Source organism: Paenibacillus tritici (assembly GCF_013204885.1).
GTDB lineage: Bacteria > Bacillota > Bacilli > Paenibacillales > Paenibacillaceae > Paenibacillus_AQ > Paenibacillus_AQ tritici.
In genome coordinates, this window is the sequence record NZ_JABMKX010000018.1 from 30,876 (window position 1) to 45,612 (window position 14,737).

A 14,737-nucleotide genomic window follows, 5' to 3' on the forward strand; every position below is an offset into this window, starting at 1 on the left:
CGTTCCTTCTCTCTTTACGCTTACGGGGTTAGCTGTCGGATTCGGACGGTGAGAGTCGCCCTGCCTGCCAGAGACTGCGCAATGGTAGTCTCCTTTCGGATTCACCCCAAGTAAGGCCTGCGGCCTGATGGTTCCCCCGTTTTCCGCTTGGCGGAAATTCAGCGTGCATGTATGATTTCGCAATGTAACTTTCAACACGAATCATACACTTTCAGGATTGTCTTTGTAAAAATGGAAAAGAGTTCTTTTGCGCCGGATTTACAATAAATTGCTGCCTGGTTACGCAGTTTTGAATCTAAAACCATATATGTAGCCGATAATCACTGATTATCTCACTCAATCGCCGTTTTTTATTTTTGCCGCAGGCAGCAGCGTGCGTAAGCGCTTTACTCATAGGTGTAGGCGGATACTCTTGTGCGCCACCAGTTAACAGACAAAAGGTGCCGCCCTGCTTAGAGGGAGGCACCTTTTTGGCATAAAGTATAGACAATTACAGCACGGCAGCTTCCATAAGCTCCTGAAGCTCAGGGAGATTGAAGCCCTTAACCGCCCGGTCCCCGGAGACAGTGACTGGAATGCCCATGAAGCCCAGCTGCTCGACTTCTTCCTGATAGACGGCACTGGTCATGACATCCCGGACCTCGAAGGGAATACCCTTACTCTCCAGCAGCTGCTTCACCTGATTGCATTCGCTGCAGCCGGTGGTGGAATAGACAATAATGTTCGCGCTCATTGTTCCACTGCTTCCTTTATGGCATTTTGGGTAATCTTCCAGTGTGAGGTGTTCCAGCGGACTTCGCTGTCCTCGAGCAGGAAAATTTGCGGGGATTCATGCTTAATGCCAAGCTCCTCGGCAATCTGGTTAGAGACGAGGCGGTCCTCAATCACATGGACAATGGCAGCAGGCGTATCTGAATTCTGTGTGTAGGCCCGGAATTCCTCATTGGCCTTGGCACTGATCGGGCAGGTAGTGCTGTGCTTGAAGAGCAGTTTTTTGCCAGGCTGCCCGATATATTGCTGTAGCTCATCCGTGGTACGGATCTGTTGAATAGACACCTTAGAATCACCTTCCTGGGGTAAGATTTAATGAAACCTGTTGCCAACAATTGTGTTGTTAACAACTATTATTCCTGATTGTAACATAGTTCAAAATTAAAGCAAAAGAAAGTTCAGCCGGCTTGCCCCTCCCTTGCGGGATGTTGTTAACGGTCTATTGCCGTGCTAATGTGAGAGGGATGAGGACTTGGCTCGGTGCGTTATGAAGCAGATATGAGGGGGGAGCTCATGAAAAGGGTCGCTTGTGTGACCGGTGCGGACCGTGGACTCGGATTTCACCTTGTCCGCTCTCTTTTGGAGAGTAAGTACACGGTGTTTGCCGGACGGTATTTGCCTGACGCTCAGGCATTGGAGGCTTTGAAAGCGCAATACCCGGATCGCCTGCGGCTGGTTCCTCTTGATATCGGCAGTGCAGGGAGCGTGAAAGAGGCAGCACGGAGTATTGCCGGGAGTACAGGGCATATAGATATGATTATCAATAATGCGGGGATTATCCACCGGTCGGATGATGCTACAGTGCTCGTGGATATGGATGATGAAGCGATGGCGCATATTTATAACGTGAATACGCTGGGGGCGCTAAGGGTAAGCAATGCATTGATGGGGTTGCTCCTGCAAGGCAGGCAGCGGCTGGTGGTTAATATCTCCTCGGAAGCCGGCAGCATCGGGCGGAACAAGCGGATTAATATGTATGGCTACTCCATGTCGAAGGCCGCGCTTAATATGCAGTCTTCGCTGATGCACAATCATCTGCGCAGGATGGGCGGACAGGTGATGGTCTTCCATCCCGGCTGGCTGCAGTCCTATATGAATGGAGAGAAGGATATCGAAGCGCCTGTTACGCCTGAAGAATCTGCAGGCAAGATTATGACGATCGTCCGTAACCATAAGCTGTATCTGGCCGAAGAACCGGTCTACATTGATCTGGACGGTAACCTGTGGCCCTGGTAATATAGCAGAATTGTTAATTTGACCATAGAAAGGTGTGCATACTATGTCTCCTTACAAAGCGCTCGCGTTCGGCAGCTATACCGAAGTGAAATATCATCCCTTCCAAGAGGTAGACCGCCAGATCGGGCAACTGCTCGAACCGGAGTTCCGGGTGGACGCAACGGAGGACTATGGACGGATGAACAAGGACGAGCTGGCTGATTGTAAGCTGGTGGTCTCTTATACAGAATTCTCCGAGGATAAATTGTCCGCTGCACAGAGCGGGGCGCTGCTCGCTTATGTGGCTGGCGGCGGGGGGCTGCTCGTAGTGCACAACGGAATTTCTCTACAGCGCAATCAGGAGCTTGGGGGGATGCTCGGTGCCCGGTTCACCCACCATCCGGCGTATACGGCACTTCATATGAGTGTTGCTGCCCCGGAGCATCCGGTTATGCAGGGAGTCAGCGATTTTGTCATAGAGGATGAGCCTTATTATTTCGAGCAGCATCCCTATTTCGAGACCACGGTGCTTCTGGAGTATCCTCATGACGGAGCTATGAGACAGGCTGCATGGTGTCATGAATTCGGAGCAGGCCGGGTCGTCTATCTGATGCCGGGGCATCATCTGCCCTCCTTCTCGTCAGAGCCGCTGCGCCGGATGATCCGCAGAGGCGGACTATGGGCAGCGGGACTGCTGTAGCAGTAAGACCAGCTTAAGCTATGCTTCGGCTGGTTTTTTGCTGTTGTTCCATATGTGCAAGCAATATTTATGGCAAAAATCTCTTGACCCTGACACCAGTGTCAGGGTTTATACTGAACGCAGACCATTTCTCATGAACCCCGGGGAGAATGCCATGAAAATAGGTGAGCTAGCCGCACTTACGGGCGTAAGCGTCCGTTCACTGCGATATTATGAACGTCAGGGACTAATCCAGCCGTTTCGGCAGGATAACGGTTACCGTGAATATTCGCCGCTTGCCGTGAATACGGTGGAGACCATCAAGCTGTATCTGAATCTGGGTCTGTCAACAGAGGAGATTGCCGGATTCCTGCATTGTGTCCTCAAGAACAAAGAGGCCTTCTGTGCAGAAGTGATGCCGTTGTACCGGAGCAAGCTGGAAGAGATTGAACGCCAGCTGACGGAGCTGAATCAGATCAAGCGGAATCTGCAGGACCGGATGGCTTCCATTCTCCAAGAGCAGCAGAACGAAGAAGAATAGCGGATAGTGAAGGAGGAGCTTAAGATGGCTATGATAATCGCTGATAATGCCGGAGCTGTGCGTGAACAGCTCCAGGCTGGCGGAACGGTACTGGTGGATTACGGTGCGTCCTGGTGTCCGCCCTGCAGGACCCTGCTGCCGATTCTGGAAGAGCTGAACGCCGAGTATGGGGATGATGTGAGGATCATTAAGGTGGACTGCGATGAACTGCCGGAGCTCGCATCGGAAGCCGGGGTTATGAGTATGCCGACAGTGATCGTATACAGCGGCGGACAGCCCGTCGAGAAGCTGGTCGGCCTGCGGCCGAAATCCGTGTATCAGGGTGTGCTCAACAAAGTGGCTGGAGCAGTGCGCAGCAATCATTAAGCAACTAGGATGACCCGGGGCAGCTGCCGGGACTGTTCTTCGCATGAGGACGGCAGTGGCCCGTTCTAACCTAACCCAAGAGACAAAGGCAGGACCCGCAAGGATTACAGCGGGGTCCTGCCTTTGTATTTTTCCGGGTATGAATGGAAGATGATGCCGCTATCTGGGAATCTGTTTAACAGGGACAACCTCGTTCTGATACAGGGCTTCCATTATCTCTGCGCGGAGCGTATCGGTGAAGGCTGCCCATACTTTTGGGCCAACATCCAGTTCTTCGCGTCCAATGGACTGCAGGGTCTCAAGGCTGACACGCTTGTCATTAATGACTCCGAGCTGCTCTTGAATGTCCTTATAGAGGGCTTCATGGGCATGGAATTTCTGATTCAGCGCAAAAGCGGCCGCATTCGCAGTATAGCGCAGCTCTTTGGCTGCAATGCGCAGCTCATGAAGGGCCTCAAAGGCTTCCTTCCATTCCGTTTCAGGAGCCTTGAACAAGGTCTTGCAGGCTTTTTTCTTTTGTTCAAAGGCGACTTCAAGCTCGCGCATGACGACATTGGCATCTTTTTTGGCTGCGAGCTTCTCTAATTGGGTCTCCATGAATGTATTCCACTGCGCTTCGAGTGTCCGGCCGGACAGCTTGGGCAGCTTGTTCTTCAGCTTCTTGCGGGAAGTCTCCCTTGAATCCTTCTGGTGGCCGATTACCGCCTTCAGCAGCTTGGCCGTCTTGTGTTCGCCCGCTTCTGTGACCGACTTCCGCCGGGCCTTGAACGACGCGATCAGTACATCGGCATCCCGGACCTTCCCAAGCTTCTTCTGTGCCTGCTTAAGGCTGCTGTACAATTCTGCTGTAACGGTGTGGCCCGGATCAAGAATGGATAAGAGGGTCAGCAGTTTACGGCTATTGACTCTGGCCTGATGGATATCTTCGTCTTTGAATCCGTTCAGCGCATCCTTGCTGTAGTCCTGAAAGTTAATATACAGCTTGTTCATGGCCTGTTCCCATTGTCTGGACTTGCTCACTTGCCTGTCCTTTGCCTGTTGTTCGGTGGTCATGCGGCATCACTCCTAGGGGTTGTGTATAGCATGAACTTAAGCGAGAATCTTATGGCTGGTATATTCTTCTTATCTATTTAAGGATAACGGGTCCGGGCAGCTATTTCAAATCTGGAATTTAGACGTTGCTGCGGATGCCGCAGGGGGAGAGATCGGTTACAATATGACTAATTAGTGAGACTTAGGGGGAATGGGAATGCGAAGTGAACCTTATAATGTGCTGGAGAACGGGGCGGCGGGAAGGCTGCCGGAGAAGCTGGTTGTCTTCACGCATGCGGGCGGTGAAGCAGAGGGAACAGCATCCGTGCAGGATATGCTGGTCCCGTTTGCCTTCGAAGAGGTGCTGTGCCGTGATGTCGGAGCCGGGAAGGTTCCGCCTGTGCTGCATCTATGGAGTCATCCCGGCGGTGTAGCACTCGGGCTGCGGGACAGTAAGCTGCCCCGTGCGGCTGAGGCGATGCAGGCGCTTGAGCAGCAGGGCATCCGCACGGCGGTCCGCCATTCGGGAGGGGCTGCCGTGCCCCTGGATACGGGGGTAATCAACGTATCCCTGCTGCTCCCGAAGCCAGCCGGGAAGCTTGATTTCCACGATGACTTCCGGCTGCTGGCTTCGGTGATTACCGAAGCGGTAGCCGTGGGCCATCCGCAGGCAGCAGCGCTGATCCGGGCCGAAGAAGTCACCGGGTCGTATTGCCCCGGGGACTTCGACCTGGCGATCGGCGGCCGCAAGTTCTGCGGCATCGCCCAGCGCAGACAGAGCAGCGCGTACTTCGTCCACGCGTTCGTGATTGTGTCCGGCTCGGGGCTTGCGCGCGGAGAGCGCATCCGCCGCTTCTATATGGATGCAGCGGATGGCGATGAATCCCTGGATTATCCCCGCGTGCGGCCGGAGACCATCGCCGCGCTCGCTGAGCTGGGCGGCCCGGCTTCGGCGGCCGAATTCACCGCAGGAATCCGGCAGGTGCTTGCAAGCCGGGGGACCCTGCTGCTGCCCGAGGAGCAATTGCAGCAGGAGACAGGCTATAGCCTGCGGTACAGTGATCCGCAGGTGCTCGAGGCCGCGCGTATCCTACGGGAGAGGTACGCCCGCTGAAGCGGCGCACCGGCTGAAGGTGAGACATCCACGCTATCGCAACTACACATAGAACTCCGGTCTCCGGTCCGTGAAGACCGGGATTTGCTCCCGCACCTCCCGGACCCTGGCGAGGTCAATCTCGCCGCTAAGGATCTCTTCATGGCCGGAGGCCTCACACACAATATCACCCCAAGGATCAATGATCAGGGAATGTCCGCCGAAGGTATTGGCCGGATCATCCCCCACCCGGTTGCAGGCCACAACGAAGCACTGATTCTCGATCGCCCGGCTGATCAGCAGGGCCCGCCAGTGGGACAAGCGGGGAAGCGGCCACTCTGCGCTGATGAACAGGATCTCAGCGCCTTCTGCCATATGGGCCCGGACCCACTCCGGGAACCGAATGTCGTAGCAGATCAGCCCGGCGCAGGAGATACCGTCCAGCTTGAACAGTCCTTTGGCGGAGCCGGGCTGGAGGTAGAGATGCTCCTCCATCAGCTTGAACAGATGCAGCTTGCTGTACTCCCCGGCGGGCGCACCGCTGCGGTCATATACATACATAGTGTTGGTAATGCCATTCGCCTGCCTGGCGGCGATGGAGCCTGCAACAATGTTCACCCCATATTCCCGGGCCAGACCTGACATTAAGGCAGCAGTGGCCTGTCCTCCGGGATCAGCGATATCATCAAGCCGGGTCAGATCATATCCCGTGGTCCATAATTCGGGAAGGATAATGCAGTCCGGCCGGCCTGCGGCAGCCTCACGAATTTTGCGCTCAGCGGCAGCATAATTCACCTCTGGTTTGCCAAAAGCTATATCGAGCTGAATCAGAGCTATTTTCATACGGAATCCTCCTTGAATTAATTAGTTGACGGGTCAACGATTTCGGTGTAAAGTATATTTTAGAAGAAAGGTTTTGCACAATTCATTTGCGTGAGGGGGTTAATTTTGAGACAGATTCTGCCGGATGAACATAAGATTTTTGAACTGCTGCAGGCTCTGCACAAAGGAATCAGCCCCAAATTCGAGCGCTGCGCCGGCGTTACTCCCACCCGGTTCAGGCTACTGCAAGAGCTGTATACCGCTTCAGAGATCAGTCAGATTTCACTGCAAAAGCTGTTGGATATCGACGCTGCAGCCGTTACCCGTCACCTGAGAGGGCTTGAAGAGAACGGAATGATTACCCGCCGGAATAATCCTGCCGATAACAGAGTGACTCTCGTCACCCTGACCGCTCATGGCCGGGAGCATATAGATGCTTACCGGGAGAACAAGACCCAGTTCATCGGTGACCTGCTGGCCGGATTCAATGAACAGGAGCGAACTGAACTCGCAGAGATGCTTACCCGGCTGCAACATAATATCAATGTACTGTAGCCGGCACCTATAATCAAACCATTTTAAAGGAGCTAATTATTCATGAACACTACCAAAAACAATGATTACATCAGCATTATTACAGGACGCCGCTCGATCCGCAAATACGATTCATCCGTCAAAATCAGCAAAGAGGAAATGACAGAGATTCTTACTGAAGCTACGCTGGCGCCGTCCTCCGTGAATATGCAGCCTTGGCGGTTCCTGATCATTGAGAGCCCGGAAGCCAAAGCCAAGCTGGCCCCTATTGCCAAGTTCAACCAGACTCAGGTCGAAACCTCCGCCGCTATGATTGCCGTATTCGGTGATATGAATAACTTCGATTACGCTGAACAAATCTACGGAACGGCTGTAGAACGCGGACTTATGCCTGCCGAGGTCAAAGAAAGACAGCTGGCCGCCCTGGGCGCCCACTTCGCCAAGCTGCCCGCAGATGTGAACAGAGAGACCGTGATGATTGACGCCGGTCTGGTCTCCATGCAGTTGATGCTGTCCGCCCGTGCACACGGGTATGATACCAATCCAATCGGCGGATTTGAAAAGGATCAGATCGCTGAAATGTTCGGTATGGACAAAGAACGCTACATTCCGGTTATGCTGATTTCGATCGGAAAAGCACTTGAGGAGGGCTACGCCTCTGTCCGTCTGCCTATCGACACGATTGCCCAGTGGAAATAACGCTATACCCATGAAATTTTAGGAGGAATATCCGAATGATTATTATCCATGCCCTGCTTCATGTGAATCCTGCACGGGAGGAAGAGTTCCTTGAAGCGGCGAAGCCAATGATTACTGCAACGCACGAAGAAGAGGGTAACCTGTCCTACGAGCTGTACAAACATGCAGCAGACGGAAGTCTCTATATTATGGTTGAGACCTGGCGCGATCAGGCAGCAGTCGCCGCTCATAACACAAGCCCTCACTTTACCGCTTTTGCTGCCAGAGCGGGAGAGTTCCTGAGCGCACCGCTGGATGTTAAGGCGTATCATGCAGAGGAACTGAGCAAATAATTGCCCCATGAATCATATGTTCTGTATCAGGGATGCCCAGCAGTGTTACGCTGCTGTGGCATCTTTTTTGTTGTATAGGAAATTATAACACTGTCTGTTATGGGACAAAGCGTGGGAAGAGTGCTCTTTGAATGATCTTGAGGCTGAATGAGTAAATGAGGAGCCTAGAATGTATACGGAAAACCGAACACAATTGGACTGGAAGCGCCGCGTAGGCCGAATATAATCGTAAAACCGAACACAATTGGATTGTGAGCGCCGCGTAGGCCGAATGTAATCGGAAAACCGAATACAATTGGACTGGACGTGCCACGTAGGCCGGATGCCCCGGAATGGGCAGATGGGTAAGGGGGAGGACGAATGTCTGGAACGCAGAGGACGGGCAGCGGCCGGAAGTCCAAATGTTCACCGCAGTGACGTCGAAGCTTCAAGTTCAAATCTTAAGTGCGTCTTATCTATGTGCTTCCTGTCCAGATCTGCCCTACGTTTATAAACCGTGCAGGCGGGGTATCTTACCTTAGCCTCACTTGTCCTGCCATTGCAGGCGGTAGCCACAGGGGGATTCATGAAGGAGATGAAGGGCAGCATGGACAACTTACATAGCAGCAGAAACAGCTATTCCTCACAAATACCTGCCGGGGAACGGGAGGAGCATGTGCAGCAGGATCTAATAGATTACGTGAATTACCATATATCCGGCGGGTCTCTGACACCGCTCACAGCAGGGGCGGAGGAGGCGGACTCCAGATTCGCAGCCGTTCTGAAGAGCAGTGATATTCGCGCTTATCGTCAGGAATGCGGGGGCGTACTAACCGAGGTGCAGCAGTTAGAGCAGCTCCCCGGTGTGAGTCCTGAGATGCTATCACAGCTCGCAGGCGCTATATCCGGCCTGGATTCCGGGAAGCTCCGGGTCCTGGCGCCGCAGACCACCCGGCATAACCGGGTGGACCCTTATGTGAACGGGCCGCAGTGTCTGGATATGCTGCTCGGTGAGATCCGCAAGGCAGAACGGTATATTCATCTGTCCGTGATGCTGTTCTTCAATGACCAGTCGGGGAACCGGATCGCTTCCGAGCTGCTGCAAGCCCTTGAGCGCGGCGTTGAGGTGAGAGTGATGGTGAATTACACCGTCACCGCCCTGGGATACGGCAATAATCTGGAGGTGGGGCAATTCTCCAGGATTGCCGGGCGTCTGGAGCGGGCGGGAGCCAGGCTACTGGATACCTTTCACTCCTACTATGCTGCAGAGGAATGGGCGGTGAAGCGTAAGGTGCTGAAGTCGCAGGGTGTTCCGGAGAGCATTCTTTTTCTGCAGGACAAGGTGCAGGAGGATGTGGAGCTTACCGGACTGAATGTCATTGACCACCGCAAATTCATGGTTATAGACGGAACGACCGCTATTATCGGCAGTCTGAATATCGGGGACCAATATACGTATGCAACTCCCATACAAGAAGCCCCGGGCCAGCAGGTAGACGGACGTCCGCTGGGTATTCCCGCGAAGGAGGAGGAGTGGCATGACGGCTGCTTCCGGATTCAGGGCGCTGCCGCTCAGCCGCTGAATGCTGTTTTTCAGTCCAGATGGCTGCTGCTGGGAGGCGATCACTTTGATATCGGGGCTCCGTTCTACCGCCCGGCGGTGAACTATGCATTCGGTGAGGAGGAATGTACGCTTTTCGTGAGCTTCCCCGGCAACCCGGTGAATCTGATTCAGCAATATCTTCTGGATCTGATCACCTATGCCGCGGACGAGACCCTTATTCTGAATCCGTATCTGATTGATCAGGCCTTCTGGGACCGGCTGGGTGAAGTGGGCCCCGAGCGCGCCTGCCATATCTCGATATGCAATCCGCTGGAGGTCAATGATCATCCGACGAACAAGGCGGCGGTACGCAGCAACATGTACGTTCCCTTCTCTAACGGGGTGTCTTTTTATGATTACAGCAGTACAGAGCGGTTCTCCCACTGGAAAATCACCTACGACCGCAGGTCGCAGGCTGTATTTCATGGCTCGTATAATATCAATGAACGGAGTGCCTGCCATGATTTTGAGCTGGGAATGCTGGTCAAGGGCAGGAGCCTCGCAGAGAAGGTGAAGCGCATGATAGATTATGACCTTAGCGTCTCCCGCCGGATCAGTGATAAACATGAATTCTTCAAACACCCCTGGCTGCATCCCAGCACGTATCTGAACAAGGCGACACAGAATTACACCTGATATCCTCCTTGGCTCCAGGTCATGTATAATGGCGTTATAACGACGAACGAAGATGGAGCCAATGAAGATGAACATACACATTCTTGAAAAAGGTCTGCGGAAGGACGAGATCATATTTACGGCAGCGGAATTGGGGGAAGCCAGAGCCGTCTGGTGCGGCCCTGCCGTTCAACCGGGAGAGGTGCGGGAGGCTGAATTCGAGCTGCCCCAGCTCTTCATGCGCTGGGTGGATATAGTGCCTTCAGGCAGCACTGCCTGTGAGATGCGGATTGAGGGGAATACGGTCGTACTGACGGGTATCCTGGAGAATATAGAGGAAGACGGAACCGGTTATCTGCGGCTTGGCCGGGATCTGATTATGCTCGAATGTCTCGGCGAGCCGATGGCACTGGGCAGTTATGTCGAGATAAGGACCCGGGAAATCAGGCTGTATCCGGTAAATCTGTAAGGGCGGCGTAGCCACCTTCCGGCAAATGAGCTACACTAATATAGATTGGCAAGTTCAGCATAAGGAGCAGAAGTTCAATGAACAGCGATATTCAACAATTCAAGACAGAATTCTTCAAGGCGCTGGCTCATCCGATGCGGATTCGTATTCTGGAGCTACTAAGCGAGGGCGAGAAGAATGTGAACGAGATGCAGGCCATCCTGGGTTCGGAAGGCTCTGCGGTATCCCAGCAGCTTGCCGTGCTCCGGGCCAAGAATGTGGTCACCAGCGTCAAGGAAGGCACCACCGTCATCTATGCGCTCCGTGATCCTCTGATCAAGGATCTTCTGGCTGTGGCGAGACAGATCTTCGACAATCATCTGGTGAGCACCATCTCTTTGCTTGAAGGCATCCGCAGCGAATAACCCCGGCTTCCGGGGGCGGATTACCCCGTTGACAAGAGCGGCGGGCAGGAGTAATGTGGGTTATATATTCAAATAATCAGATATTTAGAGAAAAGAAGGTTAGAAAATGACAGGCTGGGGCCGTTTCAAAGGCTACAACATTGCTTCGCTGCGCAAGGATATCATTTCAGGGACAATCGTCGGCGTGATTGCCATCCCCTTGGGGATGGCATTTGCTATTGCTTCCGGTGTGAAGCCGGAATACGGAATTTATACAACCATTGTAGCCGGTATTCTGATTTCCCTTTTCGGAGGTTCAAGATTTCAGATCGGCGGGCCTACGGGTGCGTTTATTCCTATTTTATTCGGCATTGCCATGCAGTACGGCTACGAGAATCTGCTGATTGCCGGAATGATGGCCGGGGTGATTCTTGTCGTGATGGGCGTTCTGCGGCTGGGAGTTCTGATCCGGTTCATCCCGAAGCCGGTGACGATCGGCTTCACGGCCGGGATCGCCGTTATTATTTTTAGCGGGCAGATTGCGAACTTTCTCGGCCTGAGGGATATGGAGCGGCATGAGAGCTTTGTGGACAATATGAAAGAGATCGGTGCGCATCTCTCGACAATCAACCTGTACAGTATTCTGACTGCGGCGGTCTGTCTGGCCGTAGTGGTGCTGGGCATGAGGTTTGCTCCTAAGGTACCGGGTTCCCTGATCGGACTTCTGTGCGCCACGCTCATCGCTGCCCTGTTCTTCAGCGGCAAGGTGACCACTATCGGCTCTGCTTACGGGGATATCCCGAATACACTCCCGAGCTTTCACTTTCCGCTGATTACCTGGGAGAAGATCAAGCTGCTGATCCGCCCCGCGTTTATCATTGCCATGCTGGGGGCCATTGAGTCGCTGCTCTCCGCAGTAGTGGCGGACGGCATGTCGGGCGACCGCCATGACAGCAACCGCGAGCTGATCGGCCAGGGTGTTGCTAACATTGCCGCCCCGCTGTTCGGCGGAATACCGGCTACCGGTGCGATTGCCAGAACAGCTACCAACATCCGCAGCGGCGCAGCCTCTCCGCTCTCCGGTGTCATTCACGGCGTAGTGGTGTTCCTGATTCTGCTGCTGTTTGCCCCGTATGCTTCCAGCATTCCGCTGGCAGCGATGGCGCCGATTCTGATGGTCGTCGCCTGGAATATGAGTGAACGCAAGGAATTCCTCCACCTGCTTAAGCTGAAGACCGGGGATTCACTGGTGCTGGCGACCACCTTCCTGCTGACCGTATTTGCCGATCTGACACTGGCCGTGGAGGTGGGGCTGGTCCTTGCCGTTGTCCTCTTCGTGAAGCGGATGGGAGAAGTGCATCGAATCTCCAAGGTGCTGCCGGACCCGTCTTCCGTCAAGGTTGAGGCTCATATGGTAACAGAAAGCCATGATTGTCCGCAGATCGGAATCTATAATGTGGAGGGGCCGCTGTTCTTCGGAGCCGCTTACCGCTTCGACGATACCATGCCGGAGCTTGGCCCGGATCAGCCTAAGCTCATCCTGCTGCGCATGGGCAAGGTGCCGCTGATGGATACCACGGGCGAAGCCAATCTGGCTGCGCTGGTGAAGCAGTTGCAGGCGGATGCCGGGAGATTGATGATCTCGGGCATCCAGAGCCAGCCGCTGGAGCTGCTGAAGAAGACAGGGCTGTACGACCGGATCGGTGCGGCACAGTTCTATGATCATACCGGCGGAGCGATCAATGAAGCGCTGGGAAGTGTGGATTACAACCGGTGCCGGGGCTGCGAACATGCGGCCTTCAGAGAATGCAGCGCCTTCTCGGCGCTGGAGGAATCGTCACCGCGCAGCGCAGCCTTCAAGGGGCGTACCCCGGCGGTGACCGGGAAGCTGAGCGGCGGGGTATAACCGGCGTAATCCGATGATGCAGGTGAATGACCATCTAAGACAAAGAGCTGTCCCAAACGCCATGAAATGGCTGCTTGGGACAGCTCTTTGTTTCGGTTTAAGATCAGCAATAATTGTAGTATGTACACTTAAAAACATCGAAAAGGCATACGAGCATCGTATACCTGTAGTCTGTACAACTAAATCAGGCCGAAGGAGTGAGAACAGGAAGAAAATGGAATTATAGATGTACGAAATACATCTAATTGAATAATTGGTTGGGAATCAGACATTTTAGTTGTACGAAGTACAATTAAGCCTGCCGCAACCCCCATCATCGGGTCATTAGAAACCCACCGCAGCAAGCCATGGCCCGATGTGGTTTTCACTAGTTTTAATCTGACCATATTCCTGAGCGGAGAGCTCCGGCCGACACAACATTGGACTATACCGCCCCATATTTGTACAATTGATATAGCTGAACTATATCAAGGCAAGGAGATTATCCCTTCATGAAGGAACTGAATTATACTAAGGTCTTCATCCTTTTGGCCGGAATGTCGGCGGCAACAATCGCAGTGTATCAGGTAGTATCCATTCGGACGGATACGTATTATGCTTTTCTGCTCTGGAATCTGTTTTTGGCCTGGGTGCCGTTCTTCTTCTCGATGCTGGCGCATGAGCTGGATAAGCGGAAGATTGGCGGTCTGCTGATTCTGCCGCTGGGTATAGCCTGGCTGCTGTTTTTTCCGAATGCGCCTTATATTATGACCGACCTGGTGCATCTGACGGTACGCAAAAGCAAATATATCGTCGACGGAGCAATCCAGAGCCGGTACTGGTATGATCTGACCACCCTGCTCTTATTTACCTGGAGCGGCTGGCTGACCGGATTCTTCTCGCTGTATCAGTTCCAGCATGTCATTTACCGCAAAAGCAATATGCTGCTCTCCTGGGTCTTCGTTCTGTTCGCCTGTGTGATGGGCGGTTATGGTGTACTGCTCGGCAGAGTCTACCGGCTGAACAGCTGGGATGTGCTGACAGACCGCCATCAGCTGTACCGGCTGGTCATGGACAGCCTCAACAGGAAGTCGGTGTTCTTCAGCCTGTTCGTCGCTTTTGTACTGCTGGTGATCTATGCTACTATGTATTGCCTGCTGAACGGGCTGGCGGGCGGGGACCGCCGGGGTTATTCCAAGGGCGGCAGAAGATGATCTTCCGCCCCGGCGCCGAAGTCACCCGTAAGCTCTGATTCCAGCTCCAGCTCGGGACCAGGGACATACTGATAACGCTCCAGGTCAACCATGCCCCGTTCGTCGAAGACCACTCCTTCTCCCGCTAAGTACAACTGCTGGAGGGAGGCGGACTCGTCTTCGGTCAGCGAGATCATTCCTTTGGCATTGATGACCCTGTGCCACGGCAGTCTGTACTTTCTGCTCATGGAGTGCAGAATGCGCACAACCTGCCGGGCGGCCCGGGGGCTTCCGGCAGCACGGGCTACTCCGCCGTAGGTCATGACCGAGCCTTCAGGGATCGACTGAATAATGAGGATAACTTTGCGGGTGAATGGTGTCATCGTACGGTCTCCTTTGTCTGTAACAGAACAGAACTATCCGCTGCTTAATGTACTAACCATACCATAAAGCTGCTGCGGCAAGGAGCCGCCGCTAGCCCTGATCATATGAAGTTTGTCCTCAGCCAGCCCCTTTCTTGCAGAGC

General features: G+C 53.7%; 18 protein-coding genes and 1 riboswitch. Of the genes, 13 read left to right on the forward strand and 5 right to left on the reverse strand.

What is annotated here, in order from left to right; genetic code table 11:
- Positions 1-3: 3 nt before the first annotated feature.
- Positions 4-174, reverse strand: a riboswitch (cyclic di-AMP (ydaO/yuaA leader).
- Between the two features lie 316 nt (positions 175-490).
- Together HQN87_RS25920 and ytxJ are read right to left on the reverse strand one after the other, a co-directional pair.
- On the reverse strand, positions 491-733 hold the full coding sequence (locus tag HQN87_RS25920; protein WP_173139213.1) for a glutaredoxin family protein: 243 nt from the start codon (positions 731-733) through the stop codon (positions 491-493).
- Positions 730-1,056 (reverse strand): bacillithiol system redox-active protein YtxJ, encoded by a 327-nt coding sequence (gene ytxJ / locus HQN87_RS25925; protein ID WP_173139215.1) that lies wholly within the window; start codon positions 1,054-1,056, stop codon positions 730-732. The genes HQN87_RS25920 and ytxJ overlap by 4 nt, the downstream gene beginning before the upstream one ends.
- A 228-nt stretch (positions 1,057-1,284) precedes the next feature.
- Here ytxJ and HQN87_RS25930 point away from each other — a divergent pair, with 228 nt between their 5' ends.
- The 4 genes from HQN87_RS25930 (at position 1,285) to HQN87_RS25945 (ending at position 3,572) form a co-directional block, all read left to right on the forward strand.
- The gene (locus HQN87_RS25930) at positions 1,285-2,007 is read left to right on the forward strand and encodes an SDR family NAD(P)-dependent oxidoreductase (RefSeq protein WP_173139217.1); all 723 of its coding nucleotides are present in this window, start codon (positions 1,285-1,287) and stop codon (positions 2,005-2,007) included.
- 43 nt (positions 2,008-2,050) lie between these two features.
- Positions 2,051-2,686, forward strand: coding sequence for a ThuA domain-containing protein (locus tag HQN87_RS25935; protein WP_173139219.1), 636 nt, complete (start codon positions 2,051-2,053; stop codon positions 2,684-2,686).
- Between the two features lie 154 nt (positions 2,687-2,840).
- The gene (locus HQN87_RS25940; protein WP_173139221.1) at positions 2,841-3,206 is read left to right on the forward strand and encodes a MerR family transcriptional regulator; all 366 of its coding nucleotides are present in this window, start codon (positions 2,841-2,843) and stop codon (positions 3,204-3,206) included.
- Positions 3,207-3,230: 24 nt separating this feature from the next.
- On the forward strand, positions 3,231-3,572 hold the full coding sequence (locus HQN87_RS25945) for a thioredoxin family protein (RefSeq protein WP_173139223.1): 342 nt from the start codon (positions 3,231-3,233) through the stop codon (positions 3,570-3,572).
- Between the two features lie 159 nt (positions 3,573-3,731).
- On the opposite strand, the gene HQN87_RS25950 is transcribed toward HQN87_RS25945, so the two are convergent.
- Positions 3,732-4,625 (reverse strand): CHAD domain-containing protein, encoded by an 894-nt coding sequence (locus HQN87_RS25950; RefSeq protein WP_173139225.1) that lies wholly within the window; start codon positions 4,623-4,625, stop codon positions 3,732-3,734.
- Positions 4,626-4,821: 196 nt separating this feature from the next.
- Here HQN87_RS25950 and HQN87_RS25955 point away from each other — a divergent pair, with 196 nt between their 5' ends.
- Positions 4,822-5,718: a lipoate--protein ligase family protein gene (locus HQN87_RS25955; protein ID WP_173139226.1), complete on the forward strand. Its 897-nt coding sequence runs from the start codon at positions 4,822-4,824 to the stop codon at positions 5,716-5,718.
- A 42-nt stretch (positions 5,719-5,760) separates the two neighbouring features.
- Here the strand turns inward: HQN87_RS25955 and HQN87_RS25960 are convergent, their stop codons facing one another.
- The gene (locus tag HQN87_RS25960; protein WP_173139227.1) at positions 5,761-6,540 is read right to left on the reverse strand and encodes a carbon-nitrogen family hydrolase; all 780 of its coding nucleotides are present in this window, start codon (positions 6,538-6,540) and stop codon (positions 5,761-5,763) included.
- Positions 6,541-6,645: 105 nt separating this feature from the next.
- Between HQN87_RS25960 and HQN87_RS25965 the strand changes: the two genes are divergently transcribed.
- From HQN87_RS25965 to HQN87_RS26000, 8 genes are all read left to right on the forward strand, one after another.
- Positions 6,646-7,074 carry a MarR family winged helix-turn-helix transcriptional regulator gene (locus HQN87_RS25965; protein ID WP_173139228.1) on the forward strand — a complete coding sequence of 143 codons (429 nt, stop codon included), beginning with the start codon at positions 6,646-6,648 and terminating at the stop codon, positions 7,072-7,074.
- Positions 7,075-7,116: 42 nt separating this feature from the next.
- Positions 7,117-7,752 (forward strand): nitroreductase family protein, encoded by a 636-nt coding sequence (locus HQN87_RS25970; RefSeq protein WP_173139229.1) that lies wholly within the window; start codon positions 7,117-7,119, stop codon positions 7,750-7,752.
- Between the two features lie 35 nt (positions 7,753-7,787).
- Positions 7,788-8,084: a putative quinol monooxygenase gene (locus HQN87_RS25975; protein WP_173139230.1), complete on the forward strand. Its 297-nt coding sequence runs from the start codon at positions 7,788-7,790 to the stop codon at positions 8,082-8,084.
- A 565-nt stretch (positions 8,085-8,649) separates the two neighbouring features.
- Positions 8,650-10,302 (forward strand): phospholipase D-like domain-containing protein, encoded by a 1,653-nt coding sequence (locus HQN87_RS25980; RefSeq protein ID WP_254075677.1) that lies wholly within the window; start codon positions 8,650-8,652, stop codon positions 10,300-10,302.
- A 67-nt stretch (positions 10,303-10,369) separates the two neighbouring features.
- Positions 10,370-10,750: a hypothetical protein gene (locus tag HQN87_RS25985; protein ID WP_173139231.1), complete on the forward strand. Its 381-nt coding sequence runs from the start codon at positions 10,370-10,372 to the stop codon at positions 10,748-10,750.
- Positions 10,751-10,827: 77 nt separating this feature from the next.
- Positions 10,828-11,154, forward strand: coding sequence for an ArsR/SmtB family transcription factor (locus HQN87_RS25990; protein WP_173139232.1), 327 nt, complete (start codon positions 10,828-10,830; stop codon positions 11,152-11,154).
- A 106-nt stretch (positions 11,155-11,260) separates the two neighbouring features.
- Positions 11,261-13,039, forward strand: a complete 1,779-nt coding sequence (locus HQN87_RS25995; RefSeq protein ID WP_173139233.1) for a SulP family inorganic anion transporter — start codon at positions 11,261-11,263, stop codon at positions 13,037-13,039.
- 491 nt (positions 13,040-13,530) lie between these two features.
- Positions 13,531-14,232: a DUF1361 domain-containing protein gene (locus HQN87_RS26000; RefSeq protein WP_173139235.1), complete on the forward strand. Its 702-nt coding sequence runs from the start codon at positions 13,531-13,533 to the stop codon at positions 14,230-14,232.
- On the opposite strand, the gene HQN87_RS26005 is transcribed toward HQN87_RS26000, so the two are convergent.
- Entirely contained in the window at positions 14,208-14,594 is a 387-nt protein-coding gene (locus tag HQN87_RS26005) for an MGMT family protein (protein ID WP_173139237.1), read from the reverse strand. The two genes, HQN87_RS26000 and HQN87_RS26005, sit on opposite strands and share 25 nt — an antisense overlap.
- Between the last annotated feature and the right edge of the window lie 143 nt (positions 14,595-14,737).

What these genes read in the sequence shown, in the direction of transcription:
- HQN87_RS25955 (WP_173139226.1), top strand. Translation starts at nt 4,822, where the DNA reads ATGCGAAGTGAACCTTATAATGTGCTGGAGAACGGGGCGGCGGGAAGG.
- HQN87_RS25975 (WP_173139230.1), top strand. Translation starts at nt 7,788, where the DNA reads ATGATTATTATCCATGCCCTGCTTCATGTGAATCCTGCACGGGAGGAA.
- HQN87_RS25995 (WP_173139233.1), top strand. Translation starts at nt 11,261, where the DNA reads ATGACAGGCTGGGGCCGTTTCAAAGGCTACAACATTGCTTCGCTGCGC.
- HQN87_RS25985 (WP_173139231.1), top strand. Translation starts at nt 10,370, where the DNA reads ATGAACATACACATTCTTGAAAAAGGTCTGCGGAAGGACGAGATCATA.
- HQN87_RS25930 (WP_173139217.1), top strand. Translation starts at nt 1,285, where the DNA reads ATGAAAAGGGTCGCTTGTGTGACCGGTGCGGACCGTGGACTCGGATTT.
- HQN87_RS26005 (WP_173139237.1), bottom strand. Translation starts at nt 14,594, where the DNA reads ATGACACCATTCACCCGCAAAGTTATCCTCATTATTCAGTCGATCCCT.
- HQN87_RS25940 (WP_173139221.1), top strand. Translation starts at nt 2,841, where the DNA reads ATGAAAATAGGTGAGCTAGCCGCACTTACGGGCGTAAGCGTCCGTTCA.
- HQN87_RS25970 (WP_173139229.1), top strand. Translation starts at nt 7,117, where the DNA reads ATGAACACTACCAAAAACAATGATTACATCAGCATTATTACAGGACGC.
- HQN87_RS25950 (WP_173139225.1), bottom strand. Translation starts at nt 4,625, where the DNA reads ATGACCACCGAACAACAGGCAAAGGACAGGCAAGTGAGCAAGTCCAGA.
- HQN87_RS25960 (WP_173139227.1), bottom strand. Translation starts at nt 6,540, where the DNA reads ATGAAAATAGCTCTGATTCAGCTCGATATAGCTTTTGGCAAACCAGAG.
- HQN87_RS25945 (WP_173139223.1), top strand. Translation starts at nt 3,231, where the DNA reads ATGGCTATGATAATCGCTGATAATGCCGGAGCTGTGCGTGAACAGCTC.
- HQN87_RS26000 (WP_173139235.1), top strand. Translation starts at nt 13,531, where the DNA reads ATGAAGGAACTGAATTATACTAAGGTCTTCATCCTTTTGGCCGGAATG.
- HQN87_RS25990 (WP_173139232.1), top strand. Translation starts at nt 10,828, where the DNA reads ATGAACAGCGATATTCAACAATTCAAGACAGAATTCTTCAAGGCGCTG.
- HQN87_RS25935 (WP_173139219.1), top strand. Translation starts at nt 2,051, where the DNA reads ATGTCTCCTTACAAAGCGCTCGCGTTCGGCAGCTATACCGAAGTGAAA.
- HQN87_RS25980 (WP_254075677.1), top strand. Translation starts at nt 8,650, where the DNA reads ATGAAGGAGATGAAGGGCAGCATGGACAACTTACATAGCAGCAGAAAC.
- HQN87_RS25920 (WP_173139213.1), bottom strand. Translation starts at nt 733, where the DNA reads ATGAGCGCGAACATTATTGTCTATTCCACCACCGGCTGCAGCGAATGC.